Annotated in this window: 17 protein-coding genes; 10 read left to right on the forward strand and 7 right to left on the reverse strand. The window is 49.5% G+C overall.

The features are described from left to right. Window positions 1-88 precede the first annotated feature (88 nt). From HP552_RS31330 to HP552_RS31340, 3 genes are all read left to right on the forward strand, one after another. On the forward strand, window positions 89-1,036 hold the full coding sequence (locus HP552_RS31330; protein ID WP_175399267.1) for a metallophosphoesterase: 948 nt from the start codon (window positions 89-91) through the stop codon (window positions 1,034-1,036). A 46-nt stretch (window positions 1,037-1,082) separates the two neighbouring features. Further along, complete coding sequence (locus HP552_RS31335) at window positions 1,083-1,829, forward strand: metallophosphoesterase family protein (RefSeq protein WP_175399268.1); 747 nt, start codon at window positions 1,083-1,085, stop codon at window positions 1,827-1,829. A 130-nt stretch (window positions 1,830-1,959) separates the two neighbouring features. Next, a complete protein-coding gene (locus HP552_RS31340; protein WP_175399269.1) occupies window positions 1,960-2,571 on the forward strand; it encodes a GNAT family N-acetyltransferase in 612 nt (203 codons plus the stop codon). A 265-nt stretch (window positions 2,572-2,836) separates the two neighbouring features. Here HP552_RS31340 and HP552_RS31345 read toward each other — a convergent pair whose 3' ends face one another. Both HP552_RS31345 and HP552_RS31350 read right to left on the reverse strand, forming a co-directional pair. Next, window positions 2,837-3,646: a histidinol-phosphatase gene (locus tag HP552_RS31345; RefSeq protein ID WP_175399270.1), complete on the reverse strand. Its 810-nt coding sequence runs from the start codon at window positions 3,644-3,646 to the stop codon at window positions 2,837-2,839. Window positions 3,647-3,677: 31 nt separating this feature from the next. Next, window positions 3,678-4,580 carry a LysR family transcriptional regulator gene (locus tag HP552_RS31350; RefSeq protein ID WP_175399271.1) on the reverse strand — a complete coding sequence of 301 codons (903 nt, stop codon included), beginning with the start codon at window positions 4,578-4,580 and terminating at the stop codon, window positions 3,678-3,680. Between the two features lie 460 nt (window positions 4,581-5,040). Here HP552_RS31350 and HP552_RS31355 point away from each other — a divergent pair, with 460 nt between their 5' ends. From HP552_RS31355 to HP552_RS31375, 5 genes are all read left to right on the forward strand, one after another. After that, entirely contained in the window at window positions 5,041-5,499 is a 459-nt protein-coding gene (locus HP552_RS31355; protein WP_095292039.1) for a chemotaxis protein CheX, read from the forward strand. Window positions 5,500-5,553: 54 nt separating this feature from the next. Further along, window positions 5,554-6,327, forward strand: a complete 774-nt coding sequence (locus HP552_RS31360) for an SDR family NAD(P)-dependent oxidoreductase (RefSeq protein WP_175399272.1) — start codon at window positions 5,554-5,556, stop codon at window positions 6,325-6,327. Between the two features lie 212 nt (window positions 6,328-6,539). Beyond that, a complete protein-coding gene (locus HP552_RS31365) occupies window positions 6,540-7,913 on the forward strand; it encodes a DEAD/DEAH box helicase (protein ID WP_175399273.1) in 1,374 nt (457 codons plus the stop codon). A gap of 27 nt (window positions 7,914-7,940) precedes the next feature. Next, entirely contained in the window at window positions 7,941-8,693 is a 753-nt protein-coding gene (locus HP552_RS31370) for an ABC transporter ATP-binding protein (protein ID WP_175399274.1), read from the forward strand. Between the two features lie 2 nt (window positions 8,694-8,695). Beyond that, a complete protein-coding gene (locus tag HP552_RS31375; protein WP_175399275.1) occupies window positions 8,696-9,913 on the forward strand; it encodes an ABC transporter permease in 1,218 nt (405 codons plus the stop codon). 171 nt (window positions 9,914-10,084) lie between these two features. Here HP552_RS31375 and HP552_RS34725 read toward each other — a convergent pair whose 3' ends face one another. From HP552_RS34725 to HP552_RS31385, 3 genes are all read right to left on the reverse strand, one after another. Then, window positions 10,085-10,210 (reverse strand): YjcZ family sporulation protein, encoded by a 126-nt coding sequence (locus HP552_RS34725; RefSeq protein ID WP_206759599.1) that lies wholly within the window; start codon window positions 10,208-10,210, stop codon window positions 10,085-10,087. A 270-nt stretch (window positions 10,211-10,480) separates the two neighbouring features. After that, complete coding sequence (locus tag HP552_RS31380; protein WP_175399276.1) at window positions 10,481-11,779, reverse strand: aminotransferase class I/II-fold pyridoxal phosphate-dependent enzyme; 1,299 nt, start codon at window positions 11,777-11,779, stop codon at window positions 10,481-10,483. A 177-nt stretch (window positions 11,780-11,956) separates the two neighbouring features. Further along, window positions 11,957-12,574 carry a pyridoxamine 5'-phosphate oxidase family protein gene (locus HP552_RS31385; protein WP_175399277.1) on the reverse strand — a complete coding sequence of 206 codons (618 nt, stop codon included), beginning with the start codon at window positions 12,572-12,574 and terminating at the stop codon, window positions 11,957-11,959. Between the two features lie 213 nt (window positions 12,575-12,787). Here HP552_RS31385 and pdxR point away from each other — a divergent pair, with 213 nt between their 5' ends. Then, the gene (gene pdxR, locus HP552_RS31390; protein WP_175399278.1) at window positions 12,788-14,239 is read left to right on the forward strand and encodes a MocR-like pyridoxine biosynthesis transcription factor PdxR; all 1,452 of its coding nucleotides are present in this window, start codon (window positions 12,788-12,790) and stop codon (window positions 14,237-14,239) included. 208 nt (window positions 14,240-14,447) lie between these two features. Further along, on the forward strand, window positions 14,448-15,233 hold the full coding sequence (locus tag HP552_RS31395; protein ID WP_175399279.1) for a helix-turn-helix domain-containing protein: 786 nt from the start codon (window positions 14,448-14,450) through the stop codon (window positions 15,231-15,233). Between the two features lie 393 nt (window positions 15,234-15,626). Here the strand turns inward: HP552_RS31395 and asd are convergent, their stop codons facing one another. Together asd and HP552_RS31405 are read right to left on the reverse strand one after the other, a co-directional pair. Next, entirely contained in the window at window positions 15,627-16,418 is a 792-nt protein-coding gene (gene asd, locus HP552_RS31400; protein ID WP_175399280.1) for an archaetidylserine decarboxylase, read from the reverse strand. Window positions 16,419-16,503: 85 nt separating this feature from the next. After that, window positions 16,504-17,634 (reverse strand): YheC/YheD family endospore coat-associated protein, encoded by a 1,131-nt coding sequence (locus HP552_RS31405; RefSeq protein WP_175399281.1) that lies wholly within the window; start codon window positions 17,632-17,634, stop codon window positions 16,504-16,506. Window positions 17,635-17,903 lie beyond the last annotated feature (269 nt).

Here is a 17,903-nt window from a genome sequence, read left to right on the forward strand (position 1 = left end):
TTTTCTCAAACAGCGAAGGAACCAGGCTCGTCATGCAGAATATGGTATACTGTAGAGATGCATGTAGAGCGGAGAAGGAGGGGAAGACATGGCAGAGACACCGCGTAAGGGCAGCTCCTGGCCACCGCCCCGGCGCTCAAACCATGAACCTGATGAAGAGTCCATTTTTCCCGGTGAGGAGAAGGATCATGATCCCTCCCGGCGCAGTTTTTTGCTGCGAATGGTCGTAATGACAGCGGGAGCAGCCCTATTCACAGGCGGATATGCGTGGCTCTGGGAGCCACGTCGTCTGGAAGTCAAGCAGGTGCAATTGAAACTGCCAGGATTTCCACAGGCATTTGAGGGGCTGCGTGTTGTCCAGTTCAGCGATGCACATCTCGGGTTTCATACCGGTTTGAAGGAGATGGAGAAGCTGGCTGGGACCATACAGGAGCAGCGGCCGGATCTGATTTGTTTTACCGGGGACATGGTGGAGCGAGAAGCCGAACCGATGCGGGAATGCATCCCCGTGCTGGCATCCATGCAGGCGAAGTATGGCAAGTTTGCCGTATTGGGGAATCATGATTACCGGGGCCGTCAGCAGAATGAAGTCGAAGCCATGTTCAAGCAAGCCGGCTTCACGCTGCTTCGCAACAGTCACGCTGTCATCAAACAAGGGAGCGAACATATCGCAGTGACAGGTCTGGATGATGCCCTTACAGGCCAGCCGAATCCTTTGGAAGCCATAAAAGGCCTGGATGCGGATGTGTGGAAATTATTGCTGATGCATGAACCGGATTTTGCCGATTTGGCAGCACCGTTTGGATTCGGGTTACAGCTGTCAGGTCATAGCCATGGAGGGCAGGTTCGTTTCCCTTGGATAGGAGCAGTCACGACGCCGCGAGGTTCACACAAGTATATTCAGGGGTTATATTATGCAGGCAAGGCGCGTATGCCCGTTTATGTGAATCGAGGCTTCGGCATGACCCAGCTGCCGATTCGTTTTTTGTGCAGGCCGGAATTAACCGTTTTTGAATTACAGGGAATACGAACATAGAGATTGTGCAAGATGAATTTAAGTATTACACGAGGAGGTTGGCCAGATGGAACGAATTGCGATTGTATCCGATATTCATGGCAACATGACAGCTTGGGAAGCTGTACTCAGAGATATTCGGAATCGCGGGCTGGAGCGTATCTTTTGTCTGGGCGACCTCGTAGGCAAAGGTCCGGATCCGGTGCAGGTGGTGGATCGGGTGAGAGAAACGTGCGAGCAAGTGATTCGGGGCAATTGGGATGAGCTGGTTGCGGTCAATCAGGATAATGAAAATTTCACCTGGCAGGCTGACCGACTGGGAGCGGAGCGGCTGGCATATTTGGGGAATCTCCCCTTTAGCCACCAATTTGAACTTAGTGGTCGGACCATTCGTCTGGTGCACGCCTCGCCGCAGAGTGTGTATCACCGCGTACAGCCGTGGGACGAGATCGAAAAAAGAACAGCCATGTTTGATCCTCCAGCGGATGATCCACATCTTGGTGAGGCGGATATCGTGGGATATGGAGATGTACATAACGCCTACTTGCAGCATTTTAATGGCAAAATGTTGTTTAATACCGGGAGTGTAGGCAATCCACTCGATATGACCCAAGCCTCTTACTGCATCGTTGAGGGAGAGAATGGCAGTGATCGAAACAAGGCGTTTAACCTTCAATTTGTACGGGTTCCCTACGATATCGAACGTGAAGTGCTGGCTGCACAGCAAGCGAAGGTACCTTCATTGGATTTCTACATCCGGGAGATACGTACAGGTATCTATCGTGGACTGCAGGAGAGCTCTACAGAGGAATAAAAAAAGGCAGTGAATCGACATACTAAAATTTGAAAGCCCGGAGTGTTATCCATCATTAATGGAGCCGGATCATCCCAGAGCTTGCTTGTCTTACCGGACCAGAACCCGATAGACAAAAGGAGCGATTGCCATGCTGACCCGAAAAATGCTGGGCCAAGGACTTCCTGTGTTATGGACAGAGAGATTGCTTCTTCGATCTTTGCGTCAGAGTGATTTCAACACATTATCGGAATTGTTCTCCGATCCGCAGGTTATTCAATATGTGAATAGGGGAGGCCAACCAACGCCAATCCGAGCTCGGCGATTATTGAATCAGATCCGGAGCAGCAGTGCGAAGCTGGATTCGCTGCACTACGGTATCTGTTGGAAAGGCAGGGAGCCGATCATCGGCATCACTTCTTTTCAGCACTGGAATGAGCAGAGCGGTACAGCCCAGATAGGCTATATATTGAACAAGTCCTGCTGGGGTATGGGGGTAGCAACCGAGGCTGTACAGCGTTTGCTGCATTTTGGTTTTACGGAGCTGGATCTCAGGAAAGTGGAAGCACGCTGCTACGAAGCCAATGTACCATCCGAACGGGTGCTTTGCAAAAGTGGAATGTCCTACGAACGCACCCTTCCCTCATTTGGTTTAGACCAGGAGGGTGGCCAAACACCTGATACACTGCTGGACGTCAAGGTCTATGCGCTATACCGTGAAGAGCACGTTCGATCCCGAGAGGGAAAAAGCCTGCAAACCTAGGTATCCGAGAAACGGAAGTCACATAGAATAAGATAACAAAACCAGTTGAAACAATCCTCAATCATTTGTTACACAATTGAAATATAGCTGCAATTGAACTCTAACAGACAGCGGGTAAACTTATCTCATGACCCCCTTTTTGATAAATAGATATGCTGTTGGGACCCGCCGCGAGCGGGTTCATTTTTTTTGTCCATGAGAAAAACCCTACTGCACGTATCATCACGCCAGGCAGTAGGGTTTCAAGCTTGTCATTCGATGTTCATTACAAGGGAACAATCTGCATCTGTTTCTGTTTAAAGTAGACCCATTCCTTAAAGCCAATTTCTTTCAGGCGTGTCCGTACTTCTTCCAGCTCGTCCGCTACACGCGATGGTTTGTGGGCATCTGATCCGAAGGTCACTTTCACCCCGTAATGGTTGGCTCGCTCCAAAATGGCATCAGACGGATACCAGCCGCCGCTTAGCTTCGTTTTGCCGGAAGTGTTGATTTCAATAGCTACGCCTGCCTCCGCAATCACCTGCAAGGTTTCATCAATGGCATGATCGGCAACAATATCGGAGAATGCAGGATAATTGCCTTTCATCGCATCAATGTGTCCAAGGATCTGGAACATGCCACTCCGTGCAGACTGTGAAATTAGGGAATAATAGCGTTCCTTCACTTCAATTTTCCGTGCTTCACTCAGTCCCTTCCACCGGGTTTTATTGAATATGCTGACATCTTCCGTATGGTGCACCGAGCCAATAATATAGTCAAAAGGATGCTGTCCCAGCGTAGTGCGATACAACTCAGCATGGAGAGGGAAATAATCGGATTCAATGCCAAGAAGCACGTCAATTCTTCCTGCATATTCCTCTTTCAGTGCGAGCACCTCTTCGACATAACGGCGCAATTCCGACTTGGCCATCGCAATGCGGGGAAATGCTTGCTCTTCCTCACTGGCAAAATAAGGCGTATGATCAGAAATGCCAATGGCCTGAAGACCAGCCTGAATGCCAGCTTCGATGTAGTCCCGAATATTGCCATCCGCATGACCACAGCGGAAATGATGAGTATGAAGATCGAATTTCATAAATGATCCTTCCTTTCTCCTGCCTTGTTTGTCATTCCGAACTGATAAACTGGGTTTCCGGCATGCCTTTCAGATCGCTCAGGAATTGATGCATGGCCGAATTAAGATACCGACTGGCTTTGTAAATGACGCCGACAGGGTGACTGACCTCAAGTTCACTTAGTGGAATCATCCGAAGGGTGCCCTGACGCAGCTCATGAGCAACCGATTGCTTGGATATCACGGCCGCGCCGAGGTTAATCTCTACCATCCGCTTGACTTCCTCACTGCTTGATAATTCCATTACGATATTAGGTTCAATGCCGTGTTTTTTGAAAATGCCTTCCGTAAAGCGCCGCCCTACCGTATCTGGCGACAACATAATCAGAGGGGTGCTTCGCAGCACGTCCACCGCTGCATGCTTCTGCTTCGCAAGTGGATGGGCAGGAGACACGACAAGTTCGAAGGTGTCGTAATAGAGCACGGACGTATTCAGATTTGGATTACGCTCCGTGAGATAACCGATGCCCACATCAATCAACCCATTCTCAACCTGCGTATAGATCTGTGAGGAGGGCAGCGACTGGATACTGGTTTTGATCAATGGGAACTGATCCTGAAAGTAGGATAGCACCCGTGGTAAAATCTGAATCGCAATGGAGGTCGTCGTACCCAGTACGATATGTCCTTGAGGCGTTTCATCGAGATCTGACAACTTCTGTTTCAGCTCGTCTACGATATCTAGCATGCGCTCGGCATGCTCCAAAAACACCTGTCCGCGATCGGTTAATGTGACGGGTTGGTTGCGATCTACAAGAACGGTGCTGAATTCATCCTCCAGACTTTTAATCTGGGCCGAGACGGCAGGCTGGGTCAGGTTAAGAAGTTCTCCCGCTTTGCGGAAACTCATCGTTTTCGAGATCGTAATCAGCGTTTCCAGTTGGCTGATATTCATGTATGGCCTCCTTGCGGATAAGATGTCTTGTCATGGAGTGTTCCTGTATGGAATGGAATCCCGTAACTGTTTTTTTGTTTTGTTATCTTAAATTATAGGTGATTCGGGACAACAGGGCAATGAAGTAGACGCGTGCAGTTTGAGAAGAAAATCGGAGTGTGAATTAAACTTAATATCAAGATTTTAAAATATTTAACATTCATAAAAATTCAGTAAAAAAGTCCTAAATATCAGCAGACACCTAACTGAATCAAAAGTCATCCTACAAAAGGAGTGCAAAGCTCTGTCATTTCGTCAAAAACAGCTATAAACAATTGCCCCGCGCCTGACGATAAATTATAGTACACATGTCTTACCGAATTCTTGGTGAATTCTTGTACGTGATAAAGTATAATAAAATTATTGAATATGGGACTTTTGGTATGTGACCAATAACCCAGTGTAAGGGGGACATTAGACAGTGAAAGCGGAAGTGATTAATCCTTTCCTGGAATCCGCACGGAACGTATTCGAACAACTCATCCAGGTTTCGCCTTCCACAGGGAGTCTTGGCGTGAAGAACGTAGAGTACATAGCAGACCATGTCTGGATCGTGATCGGAATGACCGGCCAACTGAGCGGAAACATTGTTTTCGGAATTCAGGAACAAGTTGCACTGCGAATTGTCTCTGCCATGATGGGCGGTTTTGTGATTACCGAAATGGATGAAATGAGTAAAAGCGCCATCTCGGAACTGGGCAACATGATTAGCGGTAATGCCAGCACGATCCTGTCCAACCAGGGTGTCGTTGTGGACATTACACCTCCGCAAGTGTTGAAGTCCGAACATTTGACCGAATTTAATGCAACGAAGGCACTGAGTATCCCATTGCTGATGGACGGAATCGGCGAGATGGATATTCAGGTAATGATCTCGTAGAATAGAGCCATAGCCTGAACAGGCGAGTGTGTTCAATACGGGAGGACTTCTTGTATGCTGAAAGATCAGGTTGTATTCATCACGGGTGCGTCGAGCGGAATTGGTGCGCTCTGTGCTCAGATGTTGATTGAAGAAGGAGCTATTCCCATTCTCGCTGCCCGTTCTCGGGACAAGCTTGAAGAAATAGGTGCTTCGCTAAAAGGGCCGCATGAGCTGCTTACACTGGATGTTACCAATGATGATCAGGTACAGACAGCTGTTAACATGATGCTGGAAAAGTATGGGCGAGTGGATGTTCTGTTGAATAATGCAGGGTACGGCAAATTCGCCGCAATGACGGAAATGACGGTGCAGGAATTCGATGAAATGATGGACGTCAATTACATGGGAATTGTTCGCTGCACGAAGGCGGTTTTACCGCACATGCTGAACCGTGGTGTTGGTCAGATTGTGAATGTGGCTTCCATGGCCGGCAAGATCGGGACCGCAAAATCGGCTTCCTACACAGCGACCAAACATGCCGTACTTGGCTTCAGCAATGCCTTGCGTCAGGAACTGCGCAGGACCGGAGTAACGGTTACAACTATTAACCCGGGTCCCATTGATACGCCATTTTTTCATCGCGCAGATCCTTCCGGGAATTACGTGAATAATGTGCGCTGGATGATGCTGAAGCCAGAACAGGTTGCTGGGCATATGATCCGGGCGATGAAGAAACGCAAGGAAGAAGTGAATCTGCCAAGACTCGCTTCGGCTGGCATATGGCTGTATCAGCTGTTTCCGCGACTGGCTGACCGGCTCACGCATGGAGTCATGAATCAGAAGTAGAAATGCAGCAATCGAGGCATCATATTAGGGAATAAGAGAAAAGCTCCGCCGAGGGGCTTTTCTTTTTTGCGACCAAGCCGCGTCTTACCGAATAAGATTTGGTCCACAGCCTTTTTTCGCATATAATGAAAGATAATGTGATGACAGGCTTATGCTCCAGAAGTACAAGCGGGAAATAGCATCGTAAGAATAAATTTAAAGGATGGACATACATGACGAATCAAACATTTGCTTCAATAGGTGTGGCACAGGACCTGGAAGAGCTCCTTGCTGCGCACGGGATTAACGAACCATCTCCGGTGCAGGCACAGACCATACCGGTTATTTTGGAAGGCCGCGATGTGGTTGCCAAATCCCAGACAGGAACAGGTAAAACCCTTGCTTATCTTCTGCCATTGCTGCAATCCATCAAAAGTGATGTGAAAGGTACACAAAAGCTCATTATAGCCCCTACGCAAGAACTGGCGATGCAAATTGTACGCGAAGCACAGCGGTATGGAGAGGGACGCAGCATTGGCGTTCTTGGCCTCATTGGTGGAGCAGCCGTCAAACGCCAGATTGAGAAATTGCGGGAACACCCTGAACTGGTTGTGGGTACGCCGGGACGACTGAAGGAATTAATTACGCTGAAAAAGCTGAAAATGCATAATGTTTCCACGATTGTCATTGATGAGGCGGACCAGGTGTTCCAGCTGGGTGGCGTGAGTGATGTGGATTTTGTGCTGCGCAGTGCGCTTCGTGACCGTCAGCTGATCTTCCTGTCAGCAACCATTGATGAGCATACCTCCGGACTTGCCAAGCGTGAGATGAAGGAGCCTGTTCAGATCGGAATCGAACCTGACCGGGCAACGGCTGCGGGACTGGAGCATTATTACTTTGTGGAAGAAACACGCAACAAAATCGATATGCTGCGTCGTCTGGTTAGACAGTATAATCCTGATCGGGCCATCGTCTTTGTTAATGCTACAGAAGATATCGGTGAGGTTGAGGCCAAAATGAACCATTTGGGTCTTTCGGCAGCCGGGTTGTATGGAGATGCAGACAAGGTAACCCGGAGCAACGTTCTCGCTGCTTTTCGCAATGGCAAAATCCAACTGCTGATTGCCAGCGAAGTTGCGGCAAGAGGATTGGATATTGAAGGTCTGCCCATGGTCATCAATTATGACCCTGCTTTTGACTCGGAGCACTATGTTCACCGTGCGGGACGTACCGGACGAATGGGACGCAGTGGTATTGTGCTGTCCATCGTGGATGAAACGCAAATCTTCATCATGCGCAAATTTGCACGCGAACTCGGCATCGAACTGACGGAACGCGTATTGTTCGGAGGTAAAGTGCTGGAGGCTGATCCGCGTCCGGATACGCGGCCTGAAGGTCATTCCTTTTCGAGAAAACCGGGACAGTCCCGTGATCGCAAGCCAGGCCAAGCAGGCCGTAACGGCGGTGCAAGAGCTGCAGTGTCGAATCAGCGCGGAACAGGCGGAAAGCCTGCAGGCGGCGGAGGCAGAACGGAGCGAGATCAGGATCGCAAAAACAAGGGAGCACCCAAATGGAGCAAGGGAAACACACCGCGTTCCGAAGAATAAAACCTGACGAAAGAGGTGCAGGGATTGATGGATAACGGACAATCGCCCGTGTTAAAAATCAGTGGGCTAAGCGGAGGATACAGTGCCAAACGGCCTGTTCTCCACGGAATCGACCTCGAAGTTGGACGCGGAGAGATGGTCGGACTGATCGGATTGAACGGTGCCGGCAAGAGTACCACCATGAAACATATTTTAGGATTGATGACTCCCCAGCAAGGGGACGTTCGGGTGATGGGCAAGAAACGGGACGAGGACGCGCAGATATATCAATCGGCGATGGCCTTTGTGCCGGAGTCACCCGAGTTGTATGACGAGATGACCGTGATGGAGCATCTGGAATTCACGGCCAGAGCGTATGGCGTATCGGAAGCGGATTTTAAACAGCGCACAGAGAAGCTGCTGGACTTGTTCCGCATGAGGGAGAAAAGTACAAGTCTGTCGACTCACCTGTCCAAAGGGATGCGGCAAAAGGTCATGATCATGTGTGCCTTTGTCGCAGGGCCGCCGCTGTACATTATCGATGAACCGTTTTTGGGCCTGGACCCGCTGGGGATTCGTTCCTTGCTTGATTTCATGCTGGAAATGAAAGCATCGGGATCATCGATTTTGTTAAGCTCGCATATTCTGTCCACCATTGAAAATTACTGCGACCGCTTTATTGTTTTGCATCGCGGAGAGGTAATTGCTCAAGGAACATTGACTGAACTGCGGGCCCAGTTCGGGGAATCGGATGCGACGCTGGAGCACATGTTCTATTCTCTCGTGCAGGGCAGGGATTAAGCATGGATCTCAAGCTGTTATGGAAGCAAAGACGCACGGGATTCTGGAACGGAATTCTTCCTTATCTGGGCTATGTCATACAGAGCGGCGTGGCCATGGTCTTTCTATTTCTCGTCATTGCATTCTCTGCCTGGTATACCTCATTTGTGCAAAACATTCCGGCAGGATTTCCGATTCGCTGGATTGCGTTACTGTTGTTGACACCGCTAGTCCTGTTCAGCAGTTATCGTACATATCTGCATCCTGCCGATATCGTATTTCTGAGACCCCAGGAATACCGGATGCAGGAGTATCTGAAGAATAGTTTTGCCCGGGGGATCATCTACAAAAGTCTGGGTATGCTGCTCGTATTTGTTACGCTGTGGCCTCTCTATGTTCGGGCAGACCAGGATGCACGGCCGTTTGGCTGGTTTATCGTGTTTCTGCTCCTGTGGAAAAGTCTGGCGAGCTACGGCGCCTGGCAAGAGCTTCGAATGGTGCAGATCGGGGCAGCCAGAGGCTATCGTTTGCTGCGCTGGGCACTGGCTATACTGGCGATTGCGGCATGGCTGTGGCAGCCTCCGCAGCGTAGCGCATGGTTCCTCCTTTTGCTTGCGGTCGTCTACATGGCTGCACTGCGTATCCCGATGAAGCACCGGATTGCCTGGGAACGTCTGATTCAGGTAGAGCAGAGCCAAGCCGGCCGTGTTATGCGGACATTAGGCTGGTTCGTGGATGTACCGTCATCCGGTCAGAAAGTAAGTGCGCGCCGCTGGCTCAGTAAATGGGGGAGTGGACTGCCCTGGAATGCCGGGAAAGCCTATCGCTATCTCATTACCAAAACATTCATTCGGACCGAAGTGTTTTCCATCGTACTGCGCCTGATTGTACTCGGCTTGCTGCTCAGCTGGTGGACAGCGGGAAGTTACTTTGGCGTGGGTGTCTATCTGTTCTTCCTTCTGCTGGTTGGTGTACAGCTCGGAGCATTGCGCCGCAGCCATGGTGAATCCTTCTGGATCATGATTTATCCAATTTCTGCAGAGAGCCGCCGTTCCCAGGTGCTCGGATTCATCTTCAATCTGCATGCGATCGCTGCTCTACTGATGTGGCTTCCAATGTGGGCTGCAGGAATGGGTGGAGTGAGCATTACAGGAATAGCGCTGGTACTCGGTCTGCTTGTGATCTATTTGATGAGACGTTCACAGGGGAACAAATGGTTAAAGGAAGAAGAGGACGAATAGCTTGACCTTATTTGATGCAAACATGTGACTGGATCAGGTGAACTGCAACAAAGAGGACGTTTCTTCTATACTAAGATACCAAAAGACGGTTATTTCGGGCTTAGTCCCCAAATTAACCGTCTTTGTGCTGCGGTCAGACCTCGTGTCACTGCCGCATAGAGGAGGATGGAACTAACAGAGGAACGATTTAGTGATGATTACGAGCAAAATGAACAAAACGAGAATGGCACCTGTGTTTGTAAATCCTCCATAACCGCCGCATCCATAACCGCCTCTTGTATCTTCAACTCCAGACATGGTCATTCCCCTTTCGAGTGGTGTTTGGCACGCCCTTGCGTACATCGTATATTATGTGCCTTGGGTTTCCGCTGATTGGGCCACTGCCCTGGATCATTTAGAAAGATGAGGTGGGTGGGCTTTTGAGATTGAAAAAGAAACACCAAACAGCCCTCTATAGAAGGTGTACATCACCGTTATATAGAGGGCTGCTTATATTGCAGGACACGCACAGAAGCCTGAACTGTCCCGAATTATTCATTTTTTAAAGAGCGGTATTGCTGCACATTATCAGTTCGTCTGCAGATCCAAAATTCCACGGTAGATGGTATCAAACAGATCTTCCAATCCGGACTCTTCAATACAGGAGAAGGCGATGCGCAGATCAGCTTCACCCAGCGCAATGGTGCCTACACCGTACTTCTTCAGCAAGTGGGAACGAAGTGTTTCGGCATCAACCTCTTTTAACTTCAAACACATGAAGTAACCGGAGTTAAACGGATAGTAATCCCATACTTCTCCGTATTTGCCGCTATCGAGGATAGCTTTCACTTTATTCGCACGGCCTTTCATGATTTCGAACTTCTCCTGTTTCTGTGCTTCAAACTCCGGCGCTTTCAGTGCATCCAGGACAAAAGTCTGCGAAGGATGCGGACCACTGGAGATGGTGGCCCGAATAATGCCGAGTGTTTTCTGTTCCAATGCATGCAGAACTGCAGCATCTTCATGAGCGTACGTGATGAAACCAACGCGGAAGCCCCATACGAATTCTTCCTTGGTCGCACCATCCACTTTGATCGTCAGTACGCGTGGATGAATGTTGGCCAGTTTGCCAAACAATGATTCGTGAATGGAATCCTCGAAGAACAGACCAAAGTAAGCATCATCTGTCACGGCAACCACGTCTACACCTGCTTCCGCAGCCTGACGAATCGTATCCACGATCGCATTGGCTTCTTCACCTCCAGGCGTGTAGCCTGTTGGGTTATTCGGGAAATTCAGCAGCACGACGGCTTTGCCTTTGCCTTTTTGTGCAAGGAGTGCTTCAAGCAGTCCGGCACTATTAAAATTCAATTGGTCATCGAACAGGGGGTAATGAACCAGCTGGCCATGACGGCGAATTCCGAAAGTCAGCTCGTAATTTTCCCAGTTTTTATCCGGATATATAACAGCGTCCCCTTCGTCAACGAAAAGGTCGGCTACGATACTGAGTCCATGAGTTAATGCATTGGTTACAATCGGGTTGCCAAAGGTTTTACCCTCAAGCGAAGGGGTCTCTTTCAGCATCTTGTCTCTCCATACCGTCCGCAGTTCAGGCTTGCCCGCAGGCGGAGCGTAAGGGTAGAGGTCCTTCGGTTGGAATGCAGACAGCTTCTCCTGAATAACCGGAAGATGCATCGGCACACCGCCCTCCAGAGCAATACCAATTGTAGCATTATAGGTCTTGGCCAGGCTTGCTGCTTCAGCAGACTGACTCAGGATGCCTTCTTTTGGGAAATAGATTTCTTTACCGAGCTGCGACAGCATGGAGTAGACGTGACTGCTGCCTGCCTGAATACTTTCGTTCAACTGTTCAGCCAGTGGATTCATTCTTTTCATCCTTCCAGGTCTTTGGGATTCAACTGCCTAACATTATATCACCTTGACATCCCCCCGTCACGGAAATTACGCAATATGACAGTTATATCACTTCACCGCGTTGTTGCAGGGGGTTTGCAGGTGGAATTAGAGCATATTTCCCAATGATAAGACATGGATAATCAAAGCCTATTCCTGATGAAAAGGACAGTATTTCCGCATCATTTCGGCTGTTTCCGCATCCCTTCCCTCATTGCGCTGTTCCAACTGACCGCTGATATGATCGAAACGTTCGGTAGAGAGGTTTTGTCCGAATTTGAACTTGGCACTGATTTGCTCTGGTACAATTCGTACAACGGCTACCGCTTTTAATCTACCTGTATAACGGGAGTCGGCAGCATCAATGGGTACATATCCGCCTTGAGGCTGGAGCTTCTCCATAAATCGCTGCAGCACCCTGCCCTTGATTTCCAGATCCTGAACAGGCTCTGCCTGTCCGGAAGCCATGACACTTTTGAAAAAGGAGGTTGCCGGACAAGCTAACTCGGGATCACTGAAATAGGAGGGAATCAGGGAAAACTCTTCGGCCACCGTAAAGCTGACCGAGGAATCATGCTTGATCTGTTTCATCTTCTCCCCGGCAAGACTGCCATGGAAATAGAAGCATCCATCCATATATACAAAATTGAGCGGCGTTACCCGTGGATGTCCATCCGGACTGACGGTTCCCAGGAATCCGAAGGAGCACTGATCCAGAAACGCAGTAATTTCCTTTTCTTCGTCGACTGTAAATTCTTTGCGTCTCATATGTGTTTCCCCCTTGGTAATGATAGGTGATCGCTTTTGAATGAAAAGTTGTACCGTTGACCTAACGATAAAACATGCATTGACATAAAAATAGATCCAATTTACATTCATTTTTATAGTCCAATTTGTGAAAGGAACGGGTGATCAATCCAAGTGGATTGGAGCAAGAGGAATTTTAGCGGTATCTGAAAATAAAAAAAAGGAGCGAGCGCCTTGGAACTGTGGCTGCCCATGAATTCTTACGAGCATCAGCATCGCTATAAATACACGGCATTGTACCATGCCTTGCGTGATGCCATCCATGCGGGAACACTCGTTGGAGGGACAAGGCTCCCCTCTACGCGTGAGCTCGCACGCCAGTATGATATGTCACGCGGCTCTGTTGCACAGGTATATGACATGCTGCTTGCGGATGGTTACGTCGAGGCACATCGGGGAAGGGGAACCTTTGTTACGGGTTCGTTTACCACAGAGAAACAAGCAGAACAGGAAGCGGTCATTGACCTGTCCCCATGGGGAGAACGCGTGAGCAGACTGGATACTCAAAAAGTGGCTGAGTCTGTTCATGACCAGAATCAAGACGTCATCGATTTTCATGTCCATCGCATGCCTGCAGACCATTTTCCCGAAGCCGAATGGAAAAGTGCACTTGCTGCCGTGCATCGGAGCGATTGGCGGGAACAAAGCGGTGCAGCAGGGGACCCCGAGCTGCGTGAGGCCATTGCTTCACATCTAAGATGGACGCGCGGAATTCAGGCAGATGCATCTCAGATCGTACTGTTCAGCGGTTCGATGCAAGGCATTACATTACTCGCCCAGCTGCTTATCCGGGAAGGCTCATCAGCCATATTGGAAAATCCCGGATATCCGGGAATCGCTCATGCGGTGAGCTCCTGTGGGGGCCGCATCGTCCCGGCAAATGTGGATTCACAGGGCATCATCCCCCAAGACTGGGAAGCGCAGACGTTATTCGTCACCCCTACCCGGCAGTTCCCGACCGGTGCCGTGCTGGGGCTCGACAGACGCCAGGCATTGCTTGCCTGGGCCTCCAAGCGCAATGCCGTCATTATTGAAGATGATTATGACAGCGAATTTCGCTGGGGCGGCAGACCGATCGAACCACTCAAAGTATTGGACCGTGAACAACGGGTAATCTACGTGGGTTCGTTCACGCAAACGATGATTGCTTCCTTCAGGCTGGGCTACGCCGTTCTGCCGCCAAGTCTGGTGCAGCCGCTGCTTGCAGCAAAGGCTCTATATGAACCTGTACCTCCTGCACTATTGGAACAGCGGGCACTGGCAAAATTCATGAGCAGAGGAGGATATCTGCGGCACTTGAGACGACTAACCCGTTTATACGGTGAACGACATGCCTTTTTTGTGCAGGAGATGCAGTGTCAATTACCGGAGGCATTCACTATGCAGCCTGGGGATGCAGGGCTTCACATTTACGCCACCTGGAATGGCTGTCCGGACAGTTACATTAGCTTCAAAACGGTGGCGCTGGAAGAAGGCGTACGGTTCCGGGATGCCGTTCGTTATCAACTCATCCCCGGCCATCCGGCTGCCTGTTTCGGTTTTGCACATTTGGAGAAAGAGGAGATCACGGAGGGGATCCGAAGGCTGCGGCTGGCGTGGGAGAAGAGTACATTTTCGTTTCGCTGAAATCCGCTGTATAATGGACTAAGATATTTCGCTCCGACAAGAGCAGAAATCACATACAAGTGCATATTGCATCAAGTCCAAGAAGCGCAACCCTATTTAGAAATAGGTTGATCGAATGAGTTGTGTTCGTATGCCTGTTTATCCATAAGCGATTGGAATCCAATGATGCAACATGCGGAGAGATTAACTTTCAAGGGGGAGTGGCGACATGCTGCAGGCATCGCCGTCATCTTTTGTTATTTTGCCCGCCGTCGCCAAAATTGTCTGCGAACCGGGATGGAAGTGGCAGAAGCGGGAAAAACCGATGCAGAACTATGATTTATTTTATGTATGGAGTGGTGAAGGGACCGTTGTGCTGAATGAGCAGTCGTATGAAGTTGGCAAGGGTAGTTGTTTTCTGTTCAGGCCAGGCGATCATCCTACCGCAACACATAACAAACAGAAACCGTTGGTACTTACGTATATTCATTTTGATGTAGATATACCCGTTAATGATGTTCCACAGTCCTATCGTGAGCTAGTGGAAACAGTGGAATTCGAGCACTTGCTGGCTCGGTATGTAAGACTGTTCCTGTCTGATGTATATGGGCGGGATGAAGAGAGCCGGCTGATTTTGAAACAGCTGATGATTCATTTGCTGCGTGCAGATACGGAAGCACCTGTGGAGAAAAAGGTCAGCAACCAGCTGTCGGATGTGATCCAGGAAGTTGCGAATTATGTACGCCAGCATCCGGGGATTACCCATCGGGTGGAGGATCTGGCTGCACGTGCGGGATTGTCACCCCGATACTTCTCCATCAAGTTTAAGGAATTGATCGGATCTTCTGTTCAATCCTATATCATCCGCATGCGTATTGAGCGTGCAGAGCATCTGTTGGTCCATACGGGCATGAATGTAACCGAGGTTGCAGATGCTCTCGGATACCGGGATATCTTTTTCTTCAGTCGTCAGTTCAAGCAGTATACCGGCAAAAGTCCTTCCGAAATTCGTTAGGTCCAGCCGGAGGTCAGAGCAACGTTTCAAGTCTGAAGGCCAAGGGTAAGTAAGTAGCATTCCAGACGAAACGAAAGGGGGAGCTTATGATGAACGGAAAACGGCGGATCCGCAACCGGGGATGCTCTACGAAGGGGTACAATATTTTCCGGAACCGTCTGCGTCGCTTAAAACCGGCGGAGGAATTGCAAAACGTATGGTTTTGAAGAAAAGTCAGAGGATCTATACATACGGAGCGATGTTTCGTATTGAATGTATATATGGAATCTCAACCGCAGTACTATAAAATGATATGTTTCAATCATAAAGAGGATGACACAAGACCTGATTACAGGTGCTTGCGTCATCCTCTTTATTGGTCTTGTGCCATCTTACTTATAGGTATCTGGATAATCAGTGAAGTGGCTTCAAGCGGCCAAGCAGTGTGCCCATTTTGACCGTATCACCAGGCTGCAGGCTGGGTTCAGGCTCGAAAGTACCGCTCTGGGTCAGCAGAACCACGGTGGAACCGAATTCAAAATAAGCCAGATCATCGCCTTGTGCCCAGCTGCTTGCAGCTGTATCCGCGTACTGAATACTGCTTACATTCATGGCACCGACTTTGACGACAGCCACTTCTCCATAAGCATGACCAATATACGTAATGAGACGCTCGTTTCGACTTAGCACGGACTTCATGTGAGTCAGACCAAAATCATTTACAGGGTAAACTTTGCCCTTGATATGCTCGCTCTCAATTCTGCGTCCGCTGACGGGTGAATGAATCCGGTGATAATCACGAGGGCTGAGGTACAGGACTAACCCATAACCGTGCTTGTACTTCTCCAGATGTGGAGAATGGTTTAATAGTTCAGCAAGTGTATAATTTTGTCCCTTAACATTCAGGAGTGTACCTGCAGATACCGGCCCGGCTGCCGTGATTTTGGCGTCTACGGGGCTGATGAGTGCATGTTCTGAAAGATCCAGCGGGCGCATGCCCGGCTTTAATTTGCGGGTGAAGAAATCATTCAGTGAACGATATTCCTTCCAGTCTTTCTCGGCTTCCTGAACAGGGATGTTGTAGGTCCGGACAAAATATGGGATAAATGCCTTGCTTCCCCGGCTCTTGGAGAAGGCTCCCACAGTCCGGGAGATCCATTTGCGCGAAGAAAGCTCGGTCATTAACCGCAACAGCGTTTTTGCCATGAATATCCCCCTTAGGGTTAGTGCGAACTTCAAGGCCGGCAGGACCGGCCGTTCTGCATAATATTGACACAGAATGCCAGCGAAATCAATACGGGTACCTATGGTAGGTTTGCGGCTGGCGTGGAATCTGTGAATTTTGTTCCATCAACAGGCGTCCATATGCCATTGGCTCGCGGTAGCTGGCTTTCCAATGTTCAGGCATTCCCGCCTTGCGAAAACCGTACCGCTGGTCCCGTCCATTGCATTCTATAAAATAAATCTGTCCGTTTCTGGCGATGCCAAGATCGAGACCAAGGTCGGCAAGGTGCGGCAGACTGGAAGCCAGCGTACGTGCGATTCGCAGTCCGACAGAACTGATTCTGGCTTCAATCTCCGGAATGCTGAGGCCAAGTTCATCTTCATCAAAAGCATCTGCCATGGTCATGACCTTGCCTCCCTGGGCAATATTGGTGACAAAGGTGTGGGCAGGTGCTGCCTTGGCGAACATGCCCGTGATGCCCCATAGACCGTCCATTCCCCGCTGCACAGATACACGCAGATCCACGGGTCTTCCTTCGTAACGGACCAGCGGGATCCGCTCCTCAATGAGATACGCATGGCGAAAAATACGTCTCAAGGTGGCCGAGGGCAGTTGTCCCCTGCTTAGCCTGAATGTTGCCCATCCTTTGCGGGAAGCCTTGGTCTGGCATGTCAATCTCCAGTCCCCATCCCGTTTATATAAGCGCATGATGCCGTGTCCAATACTGCCGCTGCACGGTTTGATAATCAGATCATTATAATGTTCCATCATATAAACCAGAGACTCCGGCGCAGCTTTGGCGGCATGAGGCAGATGTTTCTTCAATACAGGGTCCTGATGAAGCATGTCATGAATATGATCCTTGCGATACCGATTCCGAACATTATATACCTGAATGCCCTGCAAGAGCAGCTTGGTCACCTGATGCTGTTCAGTCCGGCGAAGCTGCAGAGCCCGGTTATGAATGACGGAAGGCAAGAGCATTTTTTGACGAACATAAACACCTTCCTTTTTGACATAAGCCAGACAGGTCTTCGTATCCGGATCCACATCTTCAAGCCGCAAAAAGCAAGGGATTAATCCATAAAAGGCCGCAGCCTGCTCATAATTCGCGAGTGATTCCTGACCGGTCCTTCCGGCCGGTATCCCCCGGTACATGCGTGAATCGAACATGATGCCGATCGTTTCTGGGGGCATGACCGTTCCTCCTTCAATATTATCGCGACATGGATCGTCCATTCATGAGATGCCGGCCTGTCAACGCATGATTGGACATCACGATAACGCAGACCGGAATCATGATGCATCTTCATGCACCAGCTATTCTTGTTTAATTTCCGCCTCCATTGAATCCAGGAAGAGGTGCAACTTGTGGTGCGGATAGGTAGTTATTTTACGGATTTGTACTAAATGCTTATATAGTATCGTATGACATTGCTGGATCGGGGGCGTGGACAGCCGCCTTT

It is taken from the genome of Paenibacillus xylanilyticus, from assembly GCF_013359935.1.
GTDB classification, from domain to species: domain Bacteria; phylum Bacillota; class Bacilli; order Paenibacillales; family Paenibacillaceae; genus Paenibacillus; species Paenibacillus xylanilyticus.